The sequence below is a fragment of the Exiguobacterium sp. S22-S28 genome (genome assembly GCF_043359615.1).
In the GTDB taxonomy this organism is placed as follows: domain Bacteria; phylum Bacillota; class Bacilli; order Exiguobacteriales; family Exiguobacteriaceae; genus Exiguobacterium_A.
Window position 1 is genome coordinate 266086 of sequence record NZ_JBHFFC010000030.1, and the last position, 17263, is coordinate 283348.

The 17263-nt window shown below is 47.3% G+C and carries 10 protein-coding genes; 4 read left to right on the forward strand and 6 right to left on the reverse strand.

The genetic code is table 11. The annotated features are described in order from the left end of the window. The first annotated feature begins 11 nt into the window (after positions 1-11). Entirely contained in the window at positions 12-827 is an 816-nt protein-coding gene (locus tag ACHA8N_RS14215; protein ID WP_393966096.1) for a MetQ/NlpA family ABC transporter substrate-binding protein, read from the forward strand. Between the two features lie 285 nt (positions 828-1112). On the opposite strand, the gene ACHA8N_RS14220 is transcribed toward ACHA8N_RS14215, so the two are convergent. Next, the gene (locus ACHA8N_RS14220; protein WP_393966097.1) at positions 1113-1991 is read right to left on the reverse strand and encodes a CAP domain-containing protein; all 879 of its coding nucleotides are present in this window, start codon (positions 1989-1991) and stop codon (positions 1113-1115) included. Between the two features lie 340 nt (positions 1992-2331). Here ACHA8N_RS14220 and ACHA8N_RS14225 point away from each other — a divergent pair, with 340 nt between their 5' ends. Continuing rightward, a complete protein-coding gene (locus ACHA8N_RS14225; protein WP_393966098.1) occupies positions 2332-2706 on the forward strand; it encodes a hypothetical protein in 375 nt (124 codons plus the stop codon). A gap of 27 nt (positions 2707-2733) precedes the next feature. On the opposite strand, the gene ACHA8N_RS14230 is transcribed toward ACHA8N_RS14225, so the two are convergent. Then, a complete protein-coding gene (locus tag ACHA8N_RS14230) occupies positions 2734-5481 on the reverse strand; it encodes a chitobiase/beta-hexosaminidase C-terminal domain-containing protein (protein WP_393966099.1) in 2748 nt (915 codons plus the stop codon). A gap of 746 nt (positions 5482-6227) precedes the next feature. Between ACHA8N_RS14230 and ACHA8N_RS14235 the strand changes: the two genes are divergently transcribed. Both ACHA8N_RS14235 and ACHA8N_RS14240 read left to right on the forward strand, forming a co-directional pair. Beyond that, on the forward strand, positions 6228-8261 hold the full coding sequence (locus tag ACHA8N_RS14235) for a thioredoxin domain-containing protein (protein WP_393966100.1): 2034 nt from the start codon (positions 6228-6230) through the stop codon (positions 8259-8261). A 198-nt stretch (positions 8262-8459) separates the two neighbouring features. Further along, positions 8460-11624: an SH3 domain-containing protein gene (locus tag ACHA8N_RS14240; RefSeq protein ID WP_393966101.1), complete on the forward strand. Its 3165-nt coding sequence runs from the start codon at positions 8460-8462 to the stop codon at positions 11622-11624. Between the two features lie 114 nt (positions 11625-11738). Here the strand turns inward: ACHA8N_RS14240 and ACHA8N_RS14245 are convergent, their stop codons facing one another. From ACHA8N_RS14245 to kdpA, 4 genes are read right to left on the reverse strand one after another with little or no spacing between them, the layout of a single operon-like run. Beyond that, a complete protein-coding gene (locus ACHA8N_RS14245; protein ID WP_393966102.1) occupies positions 11739-12824 on the reverse strand; it encodes a universal stress protein in 1086 nt (361 codons plus the stop codon). Then, entirely contained in the window at positions 12821-13342 is a 522-nt protein-coding gene (locus tag ACHA8N_RS14250; protein ID WP_147510355.1) for a potassium-transporting ATPase subunit C, read from the reverse strand. The genes ACHA8N_RS14245 and ACHA8N_RS14250 overlap by 4 nt, the downstream gene beginning before the upstream one ends. Before the next feature lie 14 nt (positions 13343-13356). Then, positions 13357-15420, reverse strand: coding sequence for a potassium-transporting ATPase subunit KdpB (gene kdpB, locus ACHA8N_RS14255; RefSeq protein WP_393966103.1), 2064 nt, complete (start codon positions 15418-15420; stop codon positions 13357-13359). A gap of 17 nt (positions 15421-15437) precedes the next feature. Further along, positions 15438-17078, reverse strand: a complete 1641-nt coding sequence (gene kdpA, locus ACHA8N_RS14260; protein ID WP_393966104.1) for a potassium-transporting ATPase subunit KdpA — start codon at positions 17076-17078, stop codon at positions 15438-15440. Between the last annotated feature and the right edge of the window lie 185 nt (positions 17079-17263).

Below are 17263 nucleotides of genomic sequence, written 5' to 3' on the forward strand. Positions count from 1 at the left end.
AGAGAATGACTATGAAAAAACGATATGCCTTTTTAGCAACAGGATTACTGGGAGCCGGGATTCTTGCCGGCTGTGGCGACAGCAGCGCGAAAGAAGAAACCAAGTCGATCAAGATCGGTGCGACGAGCGGACCTTACAGCGACATGGTCAAAGAAGCGATTCAGCCTGGTCTTGAAAAGAAAGGCTACAAAATCGAAATCGTTGAATTCAGCGATTATATCCAGCCGAACATCGCGCTCGGCAGCGGCGACATCGACGCGAACTTGTTCCAACACTCGATCTATCTGAAGACGTTCGCGAAGGAAAAGAATCTCGATCTTAAAGGGCTGATCACTGTTCCGACGGCACCGATGGGCTTATACAGTAAATCCTATAAGTCGCTTGATGACGTCAAGACAGGCGCGGAAGTCGCAACACCAAACGATCCGACCAACCAAGCCCGCGCGTTAAACTTACTCGCTGAACAAGGCTGGATTGAATTGAAACCGGACGCTGACCCGTTGACGGTTTCTGAAAAAGACATCGTCAAGAATCCAAAAAAACTCGTCATCAAACCTCTGGAAGCAGCACAGTTACCACGCGCCATCGAGAGTGTTGATATTTCTGCCGTCCCTGGAAACTTTGCGCTTGCTGCGAAATTTGATTTACTTGATGCGTTGGCACTGGAGAAAATGGACGAGCAGTACCGGAACTTAGTCGCTGTCAAAACAGCAGATGAAAAGAAACAGCTCGCAAAAGACTTGACCGCTGTCGTTGAGTCAGACGACTTTAACGCTGTCATCGAAAAGTCCTTTAAAGGTTTCAGTAAACCCGAGTGGGCAAACTGATATAACTCCTTTTGTCGATTAATTCATCTAAAGATGATATAAAACCCTTGAAACAGCTCCCTCCCCTTACAAACAGGAGGTGGAACGGTTTCAGGGGTTTTTCATTGAATGATGACTCCTGGAGATGTCACGTCTTCCGCTCGACTTCTACGTCTGCTTCCGTCAGGAACAAGCGAGTGAAGAAGACAGACTGTCATCCATCTACAGATTGACCCACACAAAAGAACCCCAACTCTGCTTTCGCAAAATCGGGGTGATACATAAACTTTCGTTTTAAATGTTGCTTCAAGGTGTCCGGAAATTAATCGTAAAGTACGGGGCGTTATCCCGGAATGCCACACCCGTATCCGCCTGTTTGAAGTCTTTATTCATGATATTGTCGCGGTGTCCTTTTGAGTTCATCAGGCCCCAGTGTGCCGCAAAGACGTTCGGGTATCCCATCGACAGGTTTTCTCCGGCTGTCGAGAAACGGATTCCTTTTTCTTTCATCCGGTCGAATGGGTCACGCCCTTGTGGATCCGTATGCGAGAAGAAATTATTTTTCCCCATGTTCTCACTGTGTGCCCGCGTGACCGGTTTAAGCGCGCTGTAAGGTGTTAGTGCACTCCGCTTATAATCTGCCCGGTCCCAGTTCATTAAACGTAACATCAGTTTCTCATCGGTTGTCCGTAATGCACTAGACGCTTTTCCATAAAATCCGCTTTTCTTCGCTTCGATCTCTTTTGGTATCGCCAGTGTCGCTTTCACTTTATTGCCGTCATGCTGATCAAAGAAATACGTGACGTACTGATCTTTTTTCTCATAAACGGCTGCATGATCGAGGTTCAGCAAATAATTCGTATTGCCTTTCCGGTACGATTTGACGGCTTTCCAGCCTTTTTTCGCAAGCGTCGCTTCCGTATCTTTGTTCAAGACGGCTCCTTGCGTCGTCACACCGTTTTTTGAACGATACTTCCCGTAGTCTTTTCCCTCCTTTGTCAACGCCACAAATTCTTCAGTCGACGTCCGTCTCACTTCCCAGTCGTAACCCGGATATTCACTCGTATATCGATCAATCAGCGTTCCTCCGCTTTTCGGATAGTCCGCCTCCGCCTGTTCCATTGGAGTGTTCTCGTAACTGAAGAAAGCGACTGCTGCTACTCCGAGCATTAACCACTTTTTCACGTATTTTCCCTCCTTGTGTCTACCATTACCCTAATCTTAAAAGAAAGCCGTCCGTTCGAACAGTCTAAGCTTTCGTTTCAACGGAAATCACATGATTCACCATTTCGATTCACACTTTTGACACATTTCTGCTTTTTCGGACAAAAGAAGTCTGACGTCTTTATCCATCACATTTCTCCTTACTTTATTCTACATAAAATGAACTATTCTTTCCCTCTTGTTAAAATGTGTGAAGATTCTTTTATTTCGTTTTCATTCGATTGTTATTGCCGTTACCGAAAACGCTCGTTATCATTATGAATCGTAAGGAAAAAACGAAGAAACATCGATATATATCATTATGTCAAAGGAGTATGCCATGATTCTACTTTATTTTATTTACGAATCGATTACGTTTTTACCCATCCAACAGTATTTGTTTTCAGGCTGGTTGATCTTAGTATTGTTAACCGTCTCATTTAGTCTCGCCAATGCACATGAAGACGTCCATATCGGTCAACGGTTTGGTTTTGAGCTTCTCGTACCCGGCGTCGGTCATCTGTTACGTAAACAATTCATACCTGGCTTAGCCATCATTGTATTGCTGATCCTCATTCATTTTACGTATATGTTCCGCGTTATCCCGCTTTACCTCGCGTTACTGCTCACGCTCTCCATCAGTCTGCTGTCCTTTTTCTCTCTTTTTATCCGAACATACAAAAAAGCGGACGATTAAGTCCGCTTTCACTGATTTACCAAAACATTAAAATTTATCCGACTCCACGAGCTTATATCTTTTCGAAAGTTCTAACCATGTTTTGCCGTCTTTCTTAGTTTGCACGAGTAGATACGGAAGACCTTTTGTCACACGAAGTTCCAAAAGTTCGCCTTGTTGGTGACCATGTGTCTCGCTAACTTTAAACCAATGATGTGCGATTTTCCGTTCGACGGTCACGTGTTTCCCTTTTTGAACAGCACGCCATTTTCCGATTTCCGCTTTCCCTTTGACTGGAACAGCACTTTGCGCTCCTTGAATCGAGATAATGGCCGGATCGTGGTCACTCGCACTGCCGTCTGCTTCCATATAATCCGAGTTAATATTGACGATATCAGAAGACGTATATGACTTCAGGTTTTTCGAAATCAAGACATGGTCGAGGACTTGTGCATTTCCGTTATACACGTAAGAATAGCGCTCTGATTTCGGAAGATCGTCCACCGTGTTCCAAAGGTTTTTCCCTTTTAGGATATCCAGTGTTTTTGAGAACTGGAAGTCATTCAAGTCACCCAGTACGACGACGTTGGCATCTTTAACTTCTGTTTCCAATTCGTTCACGAAATTCTGGACGATTTGAGCAATCGCATGACGCTGGACTTCACTTTTACGAACGGCCGGTTGATTTTTACCAAAGTCTGCCCCGTCGCCGCCTTTCGAATTAAAGTGGTTGGCGATCACATGATACGACTCCCCTTTGAAGATGAACTCTCCAACGAGTGGTTTCCGTGAGCTGGCGAAGTTTGGATCCGTCGGCTGAATCCGACCCGGGTTTTTCGTCAATTTGCCGTTCTCGACAGCAACCGCTTCTGTTGCCGCACCTTTCTCACCAGACGCAAGCGAAACACGGGCCGGATTGTACAAGAAACCGACACGGATGTTTCCACCCGGCTGTCCGCCGTCTTTTTTATCTTCCGGTGCGATATCGGTATACGCATAACGGACACCTGTTTTTGCTTCAATCGCAGCAATCAATGTCTCAAACGATTTTGACGCATCGACCGTACCGCTGTCTGTCGCACCGTCATTATCCTGCATCTCTGTCAAACCGACGATATCCGGTGTTTTCAGGAATGTCGCGATTCCTTCTGAAACCCGGTCGATCTTACCGGCATCCGCTGTCGACGCAAAGTTCTCGACGTTGTAAGAAGCGACTGTCAGACGTGAATCTCCTGTTTCGATGTTCGTCGGCTGACGATCGACTTCACTTGTAATCAGCGTTGGTAAATCAGCTGCTTTTGCAAGAACTTTATACGCCGAGTAGTTATAACTCATGACCCCTTCAATCGTTCCGTCAAAACGGTCGCCTGATTTCGCCCGGTAGGAGCTACTGCCCATCTCAACGAACAGACGCTCCGGATTGACGTTATCAGCCGTTAAGATTGGCGTCCCGCGCTTCGTATACACTTTGTTCGCTGTTTGTGTCCGCACTGGAATTGTCCGGTTGGCCTGTGGACCTGTGACGATGGCGTTCGGAAGCGCGACGCGCATTCCTTCGACACTCTCGTATAAATCGATGGCATCTTCCGCCGGATCGAATGCCGCGAACGAATCGTTGTCAACGACTTGTGTCGGAATCAAGACACCCTTCTCCCCAAGCACGACGCTTGCCGGTAATCCTGTGTTCAATGCGCCTTTAACAAGGTTGACTGTACTGATTTCCGTGACGGCAAGATCCGTGTCAAACTTATCACTGTATCCGCCAAGCAACCATTCCTTGACGTACCCCGTCGTTGCAACTGTCTGTCCGACTGCTGCTCCGTGGTTTTTCGCGTACACCAACACACCTTCTGATGTCTTGCTGTTGTTATCCGGATTTGGATCCTGCATGTAGAAATTGTTCGCATCGACGATATAGGTGACGACACCGGTCGTCCGGACGAGTTGATCCGCGTATGGTGAAGTATGCGCGACACCTTGAATGGCGCTGATTTTCGTGATCGGAGGTGCGATATAATACTTGAACGTCGACACGGCAGATGTTTTACCGTCTTTAACAACGATCGCTTGGATCGTGACTTCGTCGTTGATTGTAATCGGTTCAGAATAGACCGGACTTTCTGCCGTCGGTGTCGAGCCGTCGACTGTAAAGTGGATCGTTCCTTCACCCGTCAGTGTGACTTGATCGCCGCGTTCGACTTCTCCGACGGGTGATGCTGTTGGCGCAGCTAAGATGTCTCCCGCTTCAGCAGCATGTGTACCGAGATCTGTCAACGTATCGACCGGGAAACTTGTCCATTGTGACGGTTCATACGTTTTCGACCCTGCTATGACGTTTGTCTTACGAACAAGTGTCGTATCTTTCGCAAAGTCCGTGCTCAATCCGACCGGCCCGATGATATCAAGAACTTCTTCCCCTTTTTTCAGGGCAACGGGATCATTTCCGTTAAAGTTCAGTGAACCGGTTGTTTGTTGCGCTTTTCCTTTGATGTCTGCGTTCGCACCTGAGTTGGCGATCACAAACGTTTTTCCCGGTTCAATCGTACCGGACAATGTGATTTTCGCTTCCGAAGGTCCACCATTCGTATATTGTACGAGTGTATAATCCGCTAAATTAATGATCTGCCCCGAACCATTATAAATCTCAATCGCTTTATTGTTGCTTGACCCTTCTATGTACTCAGACAAGATGACGCCTTCGCCTTCTGCCCCGACCGTGATTCCTGCTTGTGGAAGAATTCCCGCAGTTAATGCGCCGACCAATGCCCACTTCCCAAACGTACTGACGTTCTTCATGATGTTAACCCCCTATGAATTTTCTGACACTTCTTTATATTATCAGATTATTTCGTAAATCGTGTGATTATTATGTAAAAAAAGACCACAATATTCGTAAAAGAATAAATTGTTAACGCTTACAAATACATATCGTTCGCCTTTATGTTAAAAAGAAACTTTAAAAACATATAATCTCTTAAAAAAAGACATAAAAAAAAACGCCTTTTCAGCGTGTCTGTTTTTTAGGTGTCATGAGAATCGAGGATACAGGTGATCAAAACACCTGAAACGACGAAAGCCCTACCTCTCTTTCGTTGTTACGGCTCCTTGGCCGCGCCAGCTGAATCAAGCGTTTTAGCAAGAATCAAGTTACGCGTTGGGTTGCGTATTTACTGGGATTTTTAGAGTTTCGCTCGGAATGAGCTGAAAAGTATCGAATGGAAGGTTTATCTTGCTGGGTCAACTTCTTCTAGATGAACAGAAGAAGGACAAAATAAAAGCGATGACTTATGTCTGACTCATTTGTCAGTAAGGTCTAAAAATCCTGACCTGATTATTAAATTGTGTATTTAAGTGAAAGATTCTCACATGAGTGATCATCCCCGATTCATGACAAAAATTAATATAACACATTTTATTTTATAAAGTCAATCTTTTTTTCATCGTCCTATTTTTACCGGACTGAACGAACCGTTGATTCACCCTTTAAAAATCGGTATCTTTAGAGAGATGACATTACTATAGAAGAAACGAGGTCAAAAGAGATGGCTACGAATCGATTGATCCACGAAAAGAGTCCTTATTTATTGCAACATGCCGAGAATCCTGTCGACTGGTATCCGTGGGGAGAAGAAGCGTTCGCGATGGCCCGGGCGAACAATAAACCGATTTTCCTGTCAATCGGCTACTCGACGTGTCATTGGTGCCACGTCTTGGCGCACGAAAGCTTTGAGGATGAAGATACCGCCCGTCTGCTGAACGACCGTTTCATCGCGATCAAAGTCGACCGGGAAGAACGCCCGGACATCGACCAGATTTATATGACGGCGGCCCAACTGATGAACGGTCAAGGAGGCTGGCCGCTCAGTGTCTTTATGTCTCCTGATCAAACCCCGTTTTACATCGGGACCTATTTTCCGAAAACACCGCAATTCAATCGTCCCAGCTTCCGGCAGGTCGTGTTGCAACTCAGTGAGCATTACCGGACGGATCCTGAAAAAATCAAACGTGTCGGAACTGAAATCAATCATGCGCTGACCGATATTCTTCAAAATGATACCGTTAGTCCATTTGATGATGCGCTCGTTCACGATACTTTTGATCAAGCGATGCGGCAATTTGATGTTCAACACGGCGGATTTGGTGAAGCACCGAAGTTCCCTTCCCCCTCCCTGTTGATTTTCTTGCTCGATTACTATCGTTATGCAGAAGACGAGACGGCTTTACAGATGGTCATGCGGACGTTGACCGCAATGCGGGACGGTGGAATCACCGATCAAATCGGCTTTGGTCTTTACCGTTATACCGTCGACGCCGGTTGGAAAACACCGCATTTTGAAAAGATGTTATATGACAATGCACTGTTCGCAACAGTTTGTATCGAAACGTTTCAAGTGTCGGGAAGGGAACGGTTTAAACAGTATGCGGAAGAAGTATTGTCATACATCGAACGGGACATGTTATCGCCGGACGGAGCTTTCTACTCGGCGGAAGATGCCGACAGTGAGGGGCGTGAAGGATGGTTCTATACCTTCACTTATGAAGAACTCATCGATCAGCTTGGTGAATCCGCATTATTCCCCCTGTATTATCAAGTCACTCCTGCCGGTAATTTTGAGGGACGAAATATCTTTCGGCGGACGGATCAGTCCCTGCAAACCTTTGCCGATGAACAGAAGATGCCGGTCCGTGACGTCGTGACACAGCTCGAACAGGAGCGACAGGCGTTACTCCGGATCCGTAACGAGCGAATCCGACCGTTTCGGGATGATAAGGTATTGACCTCTTGGAATGCCTTGATGATTTCAGCTTTTGCCAAGGCCGGACGTGCTTTTGCCGACCCACACTACACACATGTTGCTGAACGTGCTCTGACATTCGTTGAGACACACCTCATGGATGGGGATACGGTCAACGTCCGCTACCGCGAGGGACATGTCCAAGGGAACGGATTTCTTGATGAATACAGCTTTTTGGCAGAAGCCTGCCTGGAGTTACATCGGACGACACAAAAAGGGATCTATCTCCAGACTGCCATGCGTCTGACAGAACGGATGATTCAAGATTTCGGAGATCCGGCCGGCAGTTTCTTCTTTACATCCGTACAAGGCGAACCCTTACTGATCCGGCCGAAAGACCTTTATGACGGTGTCACGCCAGCCGGAAACAGTACAGCCGTCTCGAATCTGCTCCGCCTGTCTCAATTGACCGGTCGGACAAGTTACCGCGAATGGGCACAACAAATCTTTTCATCGATTGCGGCAGAAGTAAAAACACAACCAACGGGGTTCGCCAGTTTAGTAAGTGCGTATGTCCGGACGTTGATGCAGCCAAAAGAGTTGATTCTTCTAACCGATACGCTCGAATCGGTTGAACCTTACGTATCATCCATTCTGAAACAACGTCTACCGGAATTGTCACTCCTCGTTGGTCCGAAGGCGGATCTTCTTCCAATCGCTCCTTTTTTGACCGATTATGAACAGATGGACGGGGTACCGACCGCTTATCTTTGTCATGATTTTCAATGTGACCGACCGACAACGAATCTCGAATTACTTCTTCGCACCCTTCATATCTAATTCCTTCCCCTTCTATTTTCTAAAGTAGAAGGGTTTTTTAAAAAACAAAACCCCTTTTTTTGAAAAAACTCTAAATATACTGTAGATAAATATTTTATTGTCGATAGTAAGGGTAGGCAATTTACTTTCACACCTTAGAATCGACATCCTAGAGCCCGATACGTCTTCGGACGAATTCCAACTAGGAGGATATGATCTTTGAACACGACACTATTCACGAAAACCTTGAAGATGCTGGTCAGTTTCTGCTTGGTCCTCGGTCTATTTATTTCTTATAGCCCTTCGTCCAGTGCTGCAACGACAAAAGCAACGACCTACCGTTTATCTGCTGATGCTGATCTGTATGATAAAACGACATCTTCACGGAAACGCTTGTTGACGATCAAGACCGGAACTATCGTTTCATCCACATATGAGTCGTCTTCTTTCAAAAAAGTCTCATATAACGGAAAAACGGGATATGTCGCGTCCAAAAAATTAGTCGCATACGACAAGAAACAAACGATTACAGGACAACGTTTTCTCGTTTCACAGAAAACAGCGTTACATCAATCCGCTTCATCAAAATCTTCTGTGATCGCGACACTCAATGGACAGGATGTGTATTACAGTTCGCAAAAAATCACGAACTCCATTGGAGAAGTCTGGTATCGTGTCAACTATGACGGAAAAACAGCGTATGCCCGTTTTCTGAACACAAAATCCGTCTCTTACACGAAGCTGTCCAAAACGACACTGAAAACAACAGACAGCTTTATCCTGCGTCAATATGCCGGAACAGCATACCCGCGCCAGCTTGTTATTCCGACCGGAACGACGCTTTCTACTACGGGACGAATCGGTGATTGGTATAACATCTCGTATGCGGGCAAATCAGGATACATGCACAAAACAGCTTTTGCCACGTCTTCAAAACAGACATTGACGGGTGTAACTATCCCGAAAACTACGTTCAAAACGAAGGCAACGACGATGTATGATACGACACTCTCGACTAAAAAAGGCATGCTGAGCATTCCGAACAACACGATTTTGACGTCCACTTTAAAACTTGGAAATTACTACCGTGTGACTTACAACAATCGAGTCGGTTTTGTTTCAAGCTCGACCTTAACGTTATACACAAGTAAAAGCGCTATCGCTTCTACACGTATTTTACTGACGCAAACAGCCGACGTTAAAAACAGTCCTTCCGAAACTGCGAAAACCATCGGTACGTTAAAAAAAGACAACGTCTACTACACAACAGAATTGTATGCAGATTCACTCGGAGTCAAATGGCACAAAATTAAAAAAGATACTGTGACCGGATATGTGCGCATCAATCAAGGTCAACCGGTATCTTATGTATCAGACAGCTATGCCGTCAAAATTCGGACAAAAACCGCTTTACGTTCTTATGCTGGACAGGACTATGCAACCGTCAAATCCATTCCTGCCAACACATCTTCACGCGTGACGGGTCAAATCGGCTCTTGGTATCGTATGACGTATGACGGAAAAACAGGTTATGTGCTTGCAGATGCGATCGAACCGTTCATCACAAAACAATCCATCAACGGTTCCCGTTATCTTTTATCGGCATCAGCTGATATTAAAGTGCAACCCACTGCACGTGCGGCAACTGTCGCTTCCTTTAAAGGTGGAGACATTTATTACACGACACAGCTCGTGACAAATGAAAAATCAGAAAAGTGGCACCGTGTGACAAAGGACGGCATCACAGGTTATGTCCGTGTCGGTTCAATCCGCTCGACATCGTATCAAAGCTTACCGCTTACACGATACATAACGACCGATCCTACATCACTCCGTTCTTATGCCGGTCCTTCGTACAAGGCGTTGGCGCCTTTTGAAAAAGGAACTGTTCTTTCGATTTCAGGTCAAATCGGAGAGTGGTTCCGTGTTTCCCAAAACGGAAAAGTCGGCTATGTGGCCTCATCTTCTGTGAAAGAATATCAAGAAACTAAAAAAATTCCAGGCAGTCGTTTTATCTTGGGCGAAAAAACAGGAATTAAAAGCCAACCGGCAGAAACTGCCCAAACGGTTTCTACACTGAACGCAGGCAATGTGTATTACACGACTTCACTCATCACGACTTCTTCCAACGAACAGTGGCATAAAGTCACGATTGACGGAAAATCCGGTTATATCAAACTAACAAAAAACCTGACATCCATTCCCTACCGTTCTAAAGATTCCCTGTTCGTCCGATCTTCTTCAGACGCTTATCTCCGCTCTTATGTAGGCGATGGTTATGCTGTCTTGAAACGAATTCCGGCCAACACGGTTCTGTCCGTGAAAGGACAGATCGGTCTTTGGTATCAAACAAGCTATGAGGGAACATCCGGTTATTTGTATAGCGCTTCCTTCGTGACGACATCTTCTAAACTGAATGTATACAATTCCATCTCGACCCCGTATACATTTGATGATTTCATCGCAGCACAAATGCGTTTGAATCCGTCGCCACAAACAGACTTGTATGCAACTAAACCAATGTATGTGAGTGATAGTTATCTTCGGTTCGGCAGCAGTATCGATCCGATCAACGGAACACTCGCAACCGTTACTTCTTCCACACCGTTAAATATTCGATCGGGTGCTACGACATCCAGTCACATTTATGGTCAGTTTAAACCGAACACATTGATCAAGGTCTATCAGAACATTAACGGATTTTATACGACGTATCCACGTGTTCATTATTCAGCAACCAGTTACTCGACGATCGGTTGGTTGAATGCACTCGAGTCCGATGTCAGAAATGCTTCTGATCCGTCTACCGTAAGTCGGTCTTCTAAAGCGTTCTATCAATTTTTGGATCTCTCGAAAACGACAGGCGCTACACCTGAGACGCTCGATAAACTCATCAGTACAAAAGGAATCTTCGGAAAATGTACAACGGGAAGTTGTGGGCAGGCCTTCATTGATGCCGGAAAAAACTACTCGGTCAATGAAGTATACTTGATTTCCCACGCCTTACTCGAGACCGGAAACGGAACCTCGAAACTGGCGAACGGTGTCATCTGGAACGGACGGATGGTCTACAACATGTATGGGATTGGAGCAATCGATTCCGATCCAATCAATGGTGGAGCCCGAACGGCCTATGAAAAAGGATGGTTTACACCGGAAGCTGCCATCATGGGCGGAGCAGAATTTATCGGAACACAGTATATCCACCATGCCTACAATCAAAATACGCTGTATAAAATGCGTTGGAATCCAATGAATCCAGGGCGTCATCAATACGCGACAGACATGGGCTGGGCTTCTAAACAAACGACACGCATATACGATCTGTATCAGCAAATGGACAGTTATACCGCTGTTTTTGATATTCCTGTTTTCGTTCGCTGAATGATTGAATGATCAGAACACACAAAAAACGAGTGCTCCTTCTCCTGATCGAGAGGAAGCACTCGTTTTTTTGACGGAAGACATCTCCTGCATTTACGCGGAAGAGACATCCTGTCAGACTTGATCGTCAGCGACGATTTGCAGATCGATACCCCGATTTTGACGCATGATCTGATTGACGATCGAACCGCGCCGGATTTCCTGCCAACGGGTCCGTGCGGATTGACCGAGTACGATTTGGGTGATGCGGTGGTGCTTCGCAGCTGCCGTGATGGTCGCAGCGATGGAACGCTCTCCTTGGATCCGGATCAGGACATCAGCATCAAATAACGAACCGCTCTCGCGCAACATGGCGAGGACTTCTTTTTGATTGGCGGAAAGTTTGTTTTCCGGCCCGGGTAAAATCGTCAGGATATAGAGGTCCGCCTTCAGCCGGCTCGCCATCCGAAACCCCCGGTAAATTAACTTCCGGGCATTCTCATTCAGTTGAACACAAACAAGAATCCGTTCTTGCAACAGTTTTGGATCTTTTTCAATCAACAATCGTGTCTGATAGACTTGGTCGTCGACCTCGTCGGCGACCTGCCGGAGTGACAGTTCACGCAGACTCGCCAAATTTTGCAATGAGAAAAACGAGTTTAAGCTTTGTTCAATTTTTTCCTTTTTATAGATTTTCCCTTGCTCGAGCCGTTCGCGCAACGTCTGCGGTGTGACATCGACCAGTAAAATTTCGTCCGCTTCACCGAGGAACGGGTCCGGAATCCGTTCCCGGACCTCGACCCCCGTCACTTCCTTGACTTTAAACAACAGACTCTCGAAATGCTGGATATTGACGGCTGAGTAGACATTGATGCCGGCGTCAAGCAGCGCTGAGACATCTTGATAACGTTTTTTACGGACGGATCCCGGCGCATTCGTATGCGCCAATTCGTCAATCAGAACGATATCCGGTTGCCGGGCGATGATCGCCTCGACGTTCACTTCCAGAAACACTTTGTCCTTGTACAATACTTTCAGTAAAGGCACTTGCTCCAGCGTTCCAATCATTTCCGCCGTATCGCGCCGCCCGTGGGTTTCAATCAGTCCGAGAACGACGTCCCGTCCTTCCTCAACGAGCATTCGGGCGTCGGCGAGCATCTTATACGTCTTTCCGACACCAGGAGCTGAGCCGATATACAGCTTCAGCTTCCCGCGTGTCATGATTGACTCCGATCAAGCGCTAAATTCAACAGCAACACATTCACGTACTCATGATTTCCTGCTTCTTGATCAATCAACTGCCGGACTTCGTCACGCGAGAGCTCCCGTTCGGTTGCAATACGATTCACTTGTGCCCGTGCATAGTCGAGCGAGATGTGCGGATCGAAGCCAGAGCCGGATGTCACGAGGGCATCGTCCGGAAGCGAACGTCCGTCCTCTTTGGACTGTTCCTGTTGCTCGTTGATCTTCGTAGTGAGCTCCGGGTTGGATGCTGCTAGGTTATCCCCAGCAGATGCTCCCGCTAATTGATCGACTGCCGATGGACGTCCGTGGAAATACTGCTTCGACGTGAAAGGTTGGGCGATCAATTCCGATCCAATGAATTTTCCGTTTTGTTGCAAGAGTGAACCTTCTGCCTTATCGGGCACGAGCAGCTGACCAAACAGGGTCAGTAATGCGGGAAAGACGATCCCGCATAATGCCGTGATGAAAACTGTCACACGTATGGCTTGTTTCATTGTCCTTTTTCTCCTTATAGGATGCTTGCGAGCAAGACATCGATGATTTTAATGCCGATGAACGGGACGATAACCCCACCAAGACCGTAGATCAATAAGTTCCGTCCAAGCAGCTGATCCGCCGTCATCGGTTTATAGGAAACACCCTTCATCGCAAGCGGAATCAGCATCGGGATGATGATGGCGTTGAAGATCAAGGCCGACAGGATCGCGGTCGTCGGTGAATCAAGTCGCATGATATTGAGCAACTCCATCTCCGGAATCGCTACCATGAACATCGCCGGGATGATTGCAAAATACTTCGCGACATCATTGGCAATCGAGAACGTCGTCAAGGCGCCACGCGTCATCAACAACTGCTTGCCGATTTCGACGACCTCGATGATTTTTGTCGGATTGGAATCGAGATCAATCATGTTCGCCGCTTCTTTCGCCGCTTGGGTCCCGCTGTTCATCGCAAGACCCACGTCCGCTTGCGCCAATGCCGGTGCGTCATTCGTACCGTCTCCGGTCATTGCGACCAGATGTCCTGCCGCCTGCTCCTGCTTGATGACACGAATTTTATCTTCTGGTGTACATTCGGCGACAAAGTCATCGACCCCCGCTTCCCGGGCAATCGTCGCTGCCGTCAGAGGATTGTCCCCCGTACACATGACTGTTTTGATGCCCATCTCACGCAGTCGGTCGAACCGTTCCCGCATTCCCGGTTTCACGGTATCCTTCAAATAGATGACACCTAAGATCGTCTGATCGATGGCGACGACGAGCGGTGTGCCGCCGAGACGGGCAATCTGATCGACCGTCGTTTGAAGGTTATCCGGAATCACACCACCTTGTTCCATGACCCATTGTTGAATCGCTTGTCCTGCCCCTTTGCGGACGCGTCGTCCATCTGTTAAATCGAGTCCCGACATCCGGGTTTCAGCCCGGAACGGAATGATCTCCGCTCCTTGTAACTTATCCTGATCAATCGGCATGTTTCGCAGTCCAGCCAGTTCCAGGACCGAACGTCCTTCTGGCGTCTCGTCCGCGAGCGAGGAGAGGATCGCGCCTTCAAACGCCGCTTCTTGCGTCACATCACCGACCGGCGTGATATCGGACGCCATCCGGTTCCCGAACGTGATCGTCCCGGTTTTATCAAGGATGATCGTTTGAATATCCCCTGCTGCTTCAACCGCTTTCCCGCTCATCGCGATGACGTTGAAGCGGGTTACCCGGTCCATTCCGGCAATTCCGATCGCAGACAACAATCCGCCGATCGTTGTCGGAATCAAACAGACGAGCAAGGCAATCAAAATCGGACCGGATAATTCAAATCCCAAATAACTCGTGAAGACAGGTAACGTCATGACGACGAGTAAAAAAATCAGTGTCAAACTCGTCAGCAATGTCGACAACGCCAATTCGTTCGGCGTCTTTTGACGACTCGCCCCTTCGACCAAGGCAATCATTTGATCGAGGAACGATTCTCCGGGATTACTCGTAATCCGGACTTCAATCTCATCACTGACGATGAGTGTTCCACCGATGACCGATGAAAAATCACCGCCCGCTTCTTTGATGACAGGAGCTGACTCGCCCGTGATCGCCGATTCATCAATCGAGGCCAGCCCTTTAATAATTTCTCCGTCACCCGGTACATACTCGCCGGTCCGGACGTAGACGATATCGCCTTTTCGTAGTGTCGCCGATGAAACATTTTCAATCATCTGTCCGACACGTTTTCGGGCCATGACATCCGCTTTGGATGCTTTCAAGGAGTCTGCTTGCGCTTTCCCCCGCCCCTCGGCAATTGACTCGGCGAAATTCGCAAACAAGACGGTCAAGAACAGGATGATGCTGACGGCTAAGTTGAAACCGCGCATCTCATCGATGAAAATCGTATAACCGATTGCCAGCAGGCACCCAATCCAAACGACGAACATGATCGGCTGCTTCACCATATGCACCGGATTTAACTTTTTAAAGGCATCGAGCGTCGCTTGTTTCGCAATCGATGGATTGACGGCAGATTTTGTTTCTCTTTCAGGAATGTTCGGTTCCTGCTCAGTTGGTTGGTGTTGTATTTGTTCCATCATTTCTCATTAGCTCCTGTTCACATCGTCAGCCAATCCGCGACCGGTCCAAGTACGAGCACTGGCAAGAATGTCAGCGCACCGACGAGTACGACCGTACCGAGGAAGACTGTCCCGAAAAGTGGTGTATCTGTCTTAAACGAAAATTCATCTTGTGGGACGGACGGTTTTGCTTTTAACGATCCCGCAATCGCCAGCATTAAAATCAACGGAATGTAGCGACCGAAGAACAGCGCAAACGAGGTCGAGACGTTCCAATAAACATTCGCATCCCCCAGTCCTTCAAAACCAGATCCATTATTCGCCGTTGCTGATGTGAATTCGTACAACACTTGCGATAAACCGTGATAACCAGGGTTTGAAATCGCACCGAGTCCCGGAGCGACAGACATCGAGATGGCTGTCCCGACAAGGATCAAGAACGGTGGAACGAGTAACGTACTCGCAATCAGTTTGACTTCGAACGTTTCCAATTTTTTCCCGAGGAAGGTGGGTGTCCGACCAATCAGGAGACCTGTCAAGAATACAGCGACGAACGCGTAGAGTAAGACGTTCAGGAAGCCGGCACCCGTTCCGCCGTAGACGACGTTTAACATCATATTGCCGAGTTGAATTAATCCGGCGAGCGGATGGAGCGAATCGTGCATCGCATTGACAGCACCCGTCTCAGCGGCCGTCGTAATCGAACTGTATAATGCTGTCCCAATTTGTCCGAATCGAAGCTCCTGACCATGAGCGGTCGGATTTGCGAGGAGACTGCCCGCCGTTCCGAAGGTCATCATGATGAACAGGATCGTCATCACACCAAGGAACAAACGTCCTTGTTTCGCCGAGTTGATCATTTTTCCGTAGGCAATCGGCAATGACATTGGAATGAGCAACATCAAGAACATATGAATGAAATTAACAGGTCCGTTTGGATTTTCAAACGGATGCGCGCCATTGGCTCCGAAGAATCCACCGCCGTTGTTCCCGAGCTGCTTGATGACTTCAAATGCAGCAACGGGACCACGGTAGATTAATTGTTTTGCCCCCTCAAGCGTCGTGACCGTGACCGCACCACCAAATGTCTGTGGTACACCAAGTAGAATCATGATTAATCCGAATACAAACGCAATCGGAAACAAGATCCGGACGATGAAGCGGACGAAATCAGCATAAAAATTACCGAGCGGCTGATTCGCAAGTCCACGAATGACGGCCATACAGACTGTAAATGCCATCGTCGGTGCAACGAACAACATCGTTCCAAGGACAAAGGTCTGTGACAAGTAAGACAGTGCTTCGCCTGAGTAGTGTTGCTGATCGGTATTGGTCATAAAGCTGATCGTCGTATGCATCGCCGTCGACCAATCAAGGTTCGCTGCACCGTTCGGGTTGAAAGGTAACATTCCTTGAAAACGGAGCAACAGATACCCTCCGATGAAAAACAGCAGATTGACAAGCAGCAAGCTTTTCGCATAACCGACCCACGACTGTTCTTGTTTTCGTTCATCAACGCCCAGCATGCGCAGGAAACGTTTTTCGACTCGTCCGAGCGAATCACTTTTCCGCAGATGAACCGGTGCGAAGTATGTGCCGATGTAGCGTCCGAGCAGTACCGCAGAAATGAGCGCAATGACGAGTAAAATCCAAAATTGTACGATGAATTGAGTCCACATGATTTGTTTCTCCTATGCTGTTAGAATTTTTCAGGATACATCAGACAATAACTTAAATATAAAAAGACGATACAACCGGTAGCGAGTAAAAACCAAGTCATTTCCGATCACCAGCTTTCCACTGTACGCGTTCAATCAGTCGGATCAGACCAAATGAGACGGCAAAAAATGATCCCAGTACAAGA

What these genes read in the sequence shown, in the direction of transcription:
- ACHA8N_RS14225 (WP_393966098.1), top strand. Translation starts at nt 2,332, where the DNA reads ATGTCAAAGGAGTATGCCATGATTCTACTTTATTTTATTTACGAATCG.
- ACHA8N_RS14215 (WP_393966096.1), top strand. Translation starts at nt 12, where the DNA reads ATGAAAAAACGATATGCCTTTTTAGCAACAGGATTACTGGGAGCCGGG.
- ACHA8N_RS14235 (WP_393966100.1), top strand. Translation starts at nt 6,228, where the DNA reads ATGGCTACGAATCGATTGATCCACGAAAAGAGTCCTTATTTATTGCAA.
- ACHA8N_RS14245 (WP_393966102.1), bottom strand. Translation starts at nt 12,824, where the DNA reads ATGACACGCGGGAAGCTGAAGCTGTATATCGGCTCAGCTCCTGGTGTC.
- ACHA8N_RS14250 (WP_147510355.1), bottom strand. Translation starts at nt 13,342, where the DNA reads ATGAAACAAGCCATACGTGTGACAGTTTTCATCACGGCATTATGCGGG.
- kdpB (WP_393966103.1), bottom strand. Translation starts at nt 15,420, where the DNA reads ATGATGGAACAAATACAACACCAACCAACTGAGCAGGAACCGAACATT.
- kdpA (WP_393966104.1), bottom strand. Translation starts at nt 17,078, where the DNA reads ATGTGGACTCAATTCATCGTACAATTTTGGATTTTACTCGTCATTGCG.
- ACHA8N_RS14230 (WP_393966099.1), bottom strand. Translation starts at nt 5,481, where the DNA reads ATGAAGAACGTCAGTACGTTTGGGAAGTGGGCATTGGTCGGCGCATTA.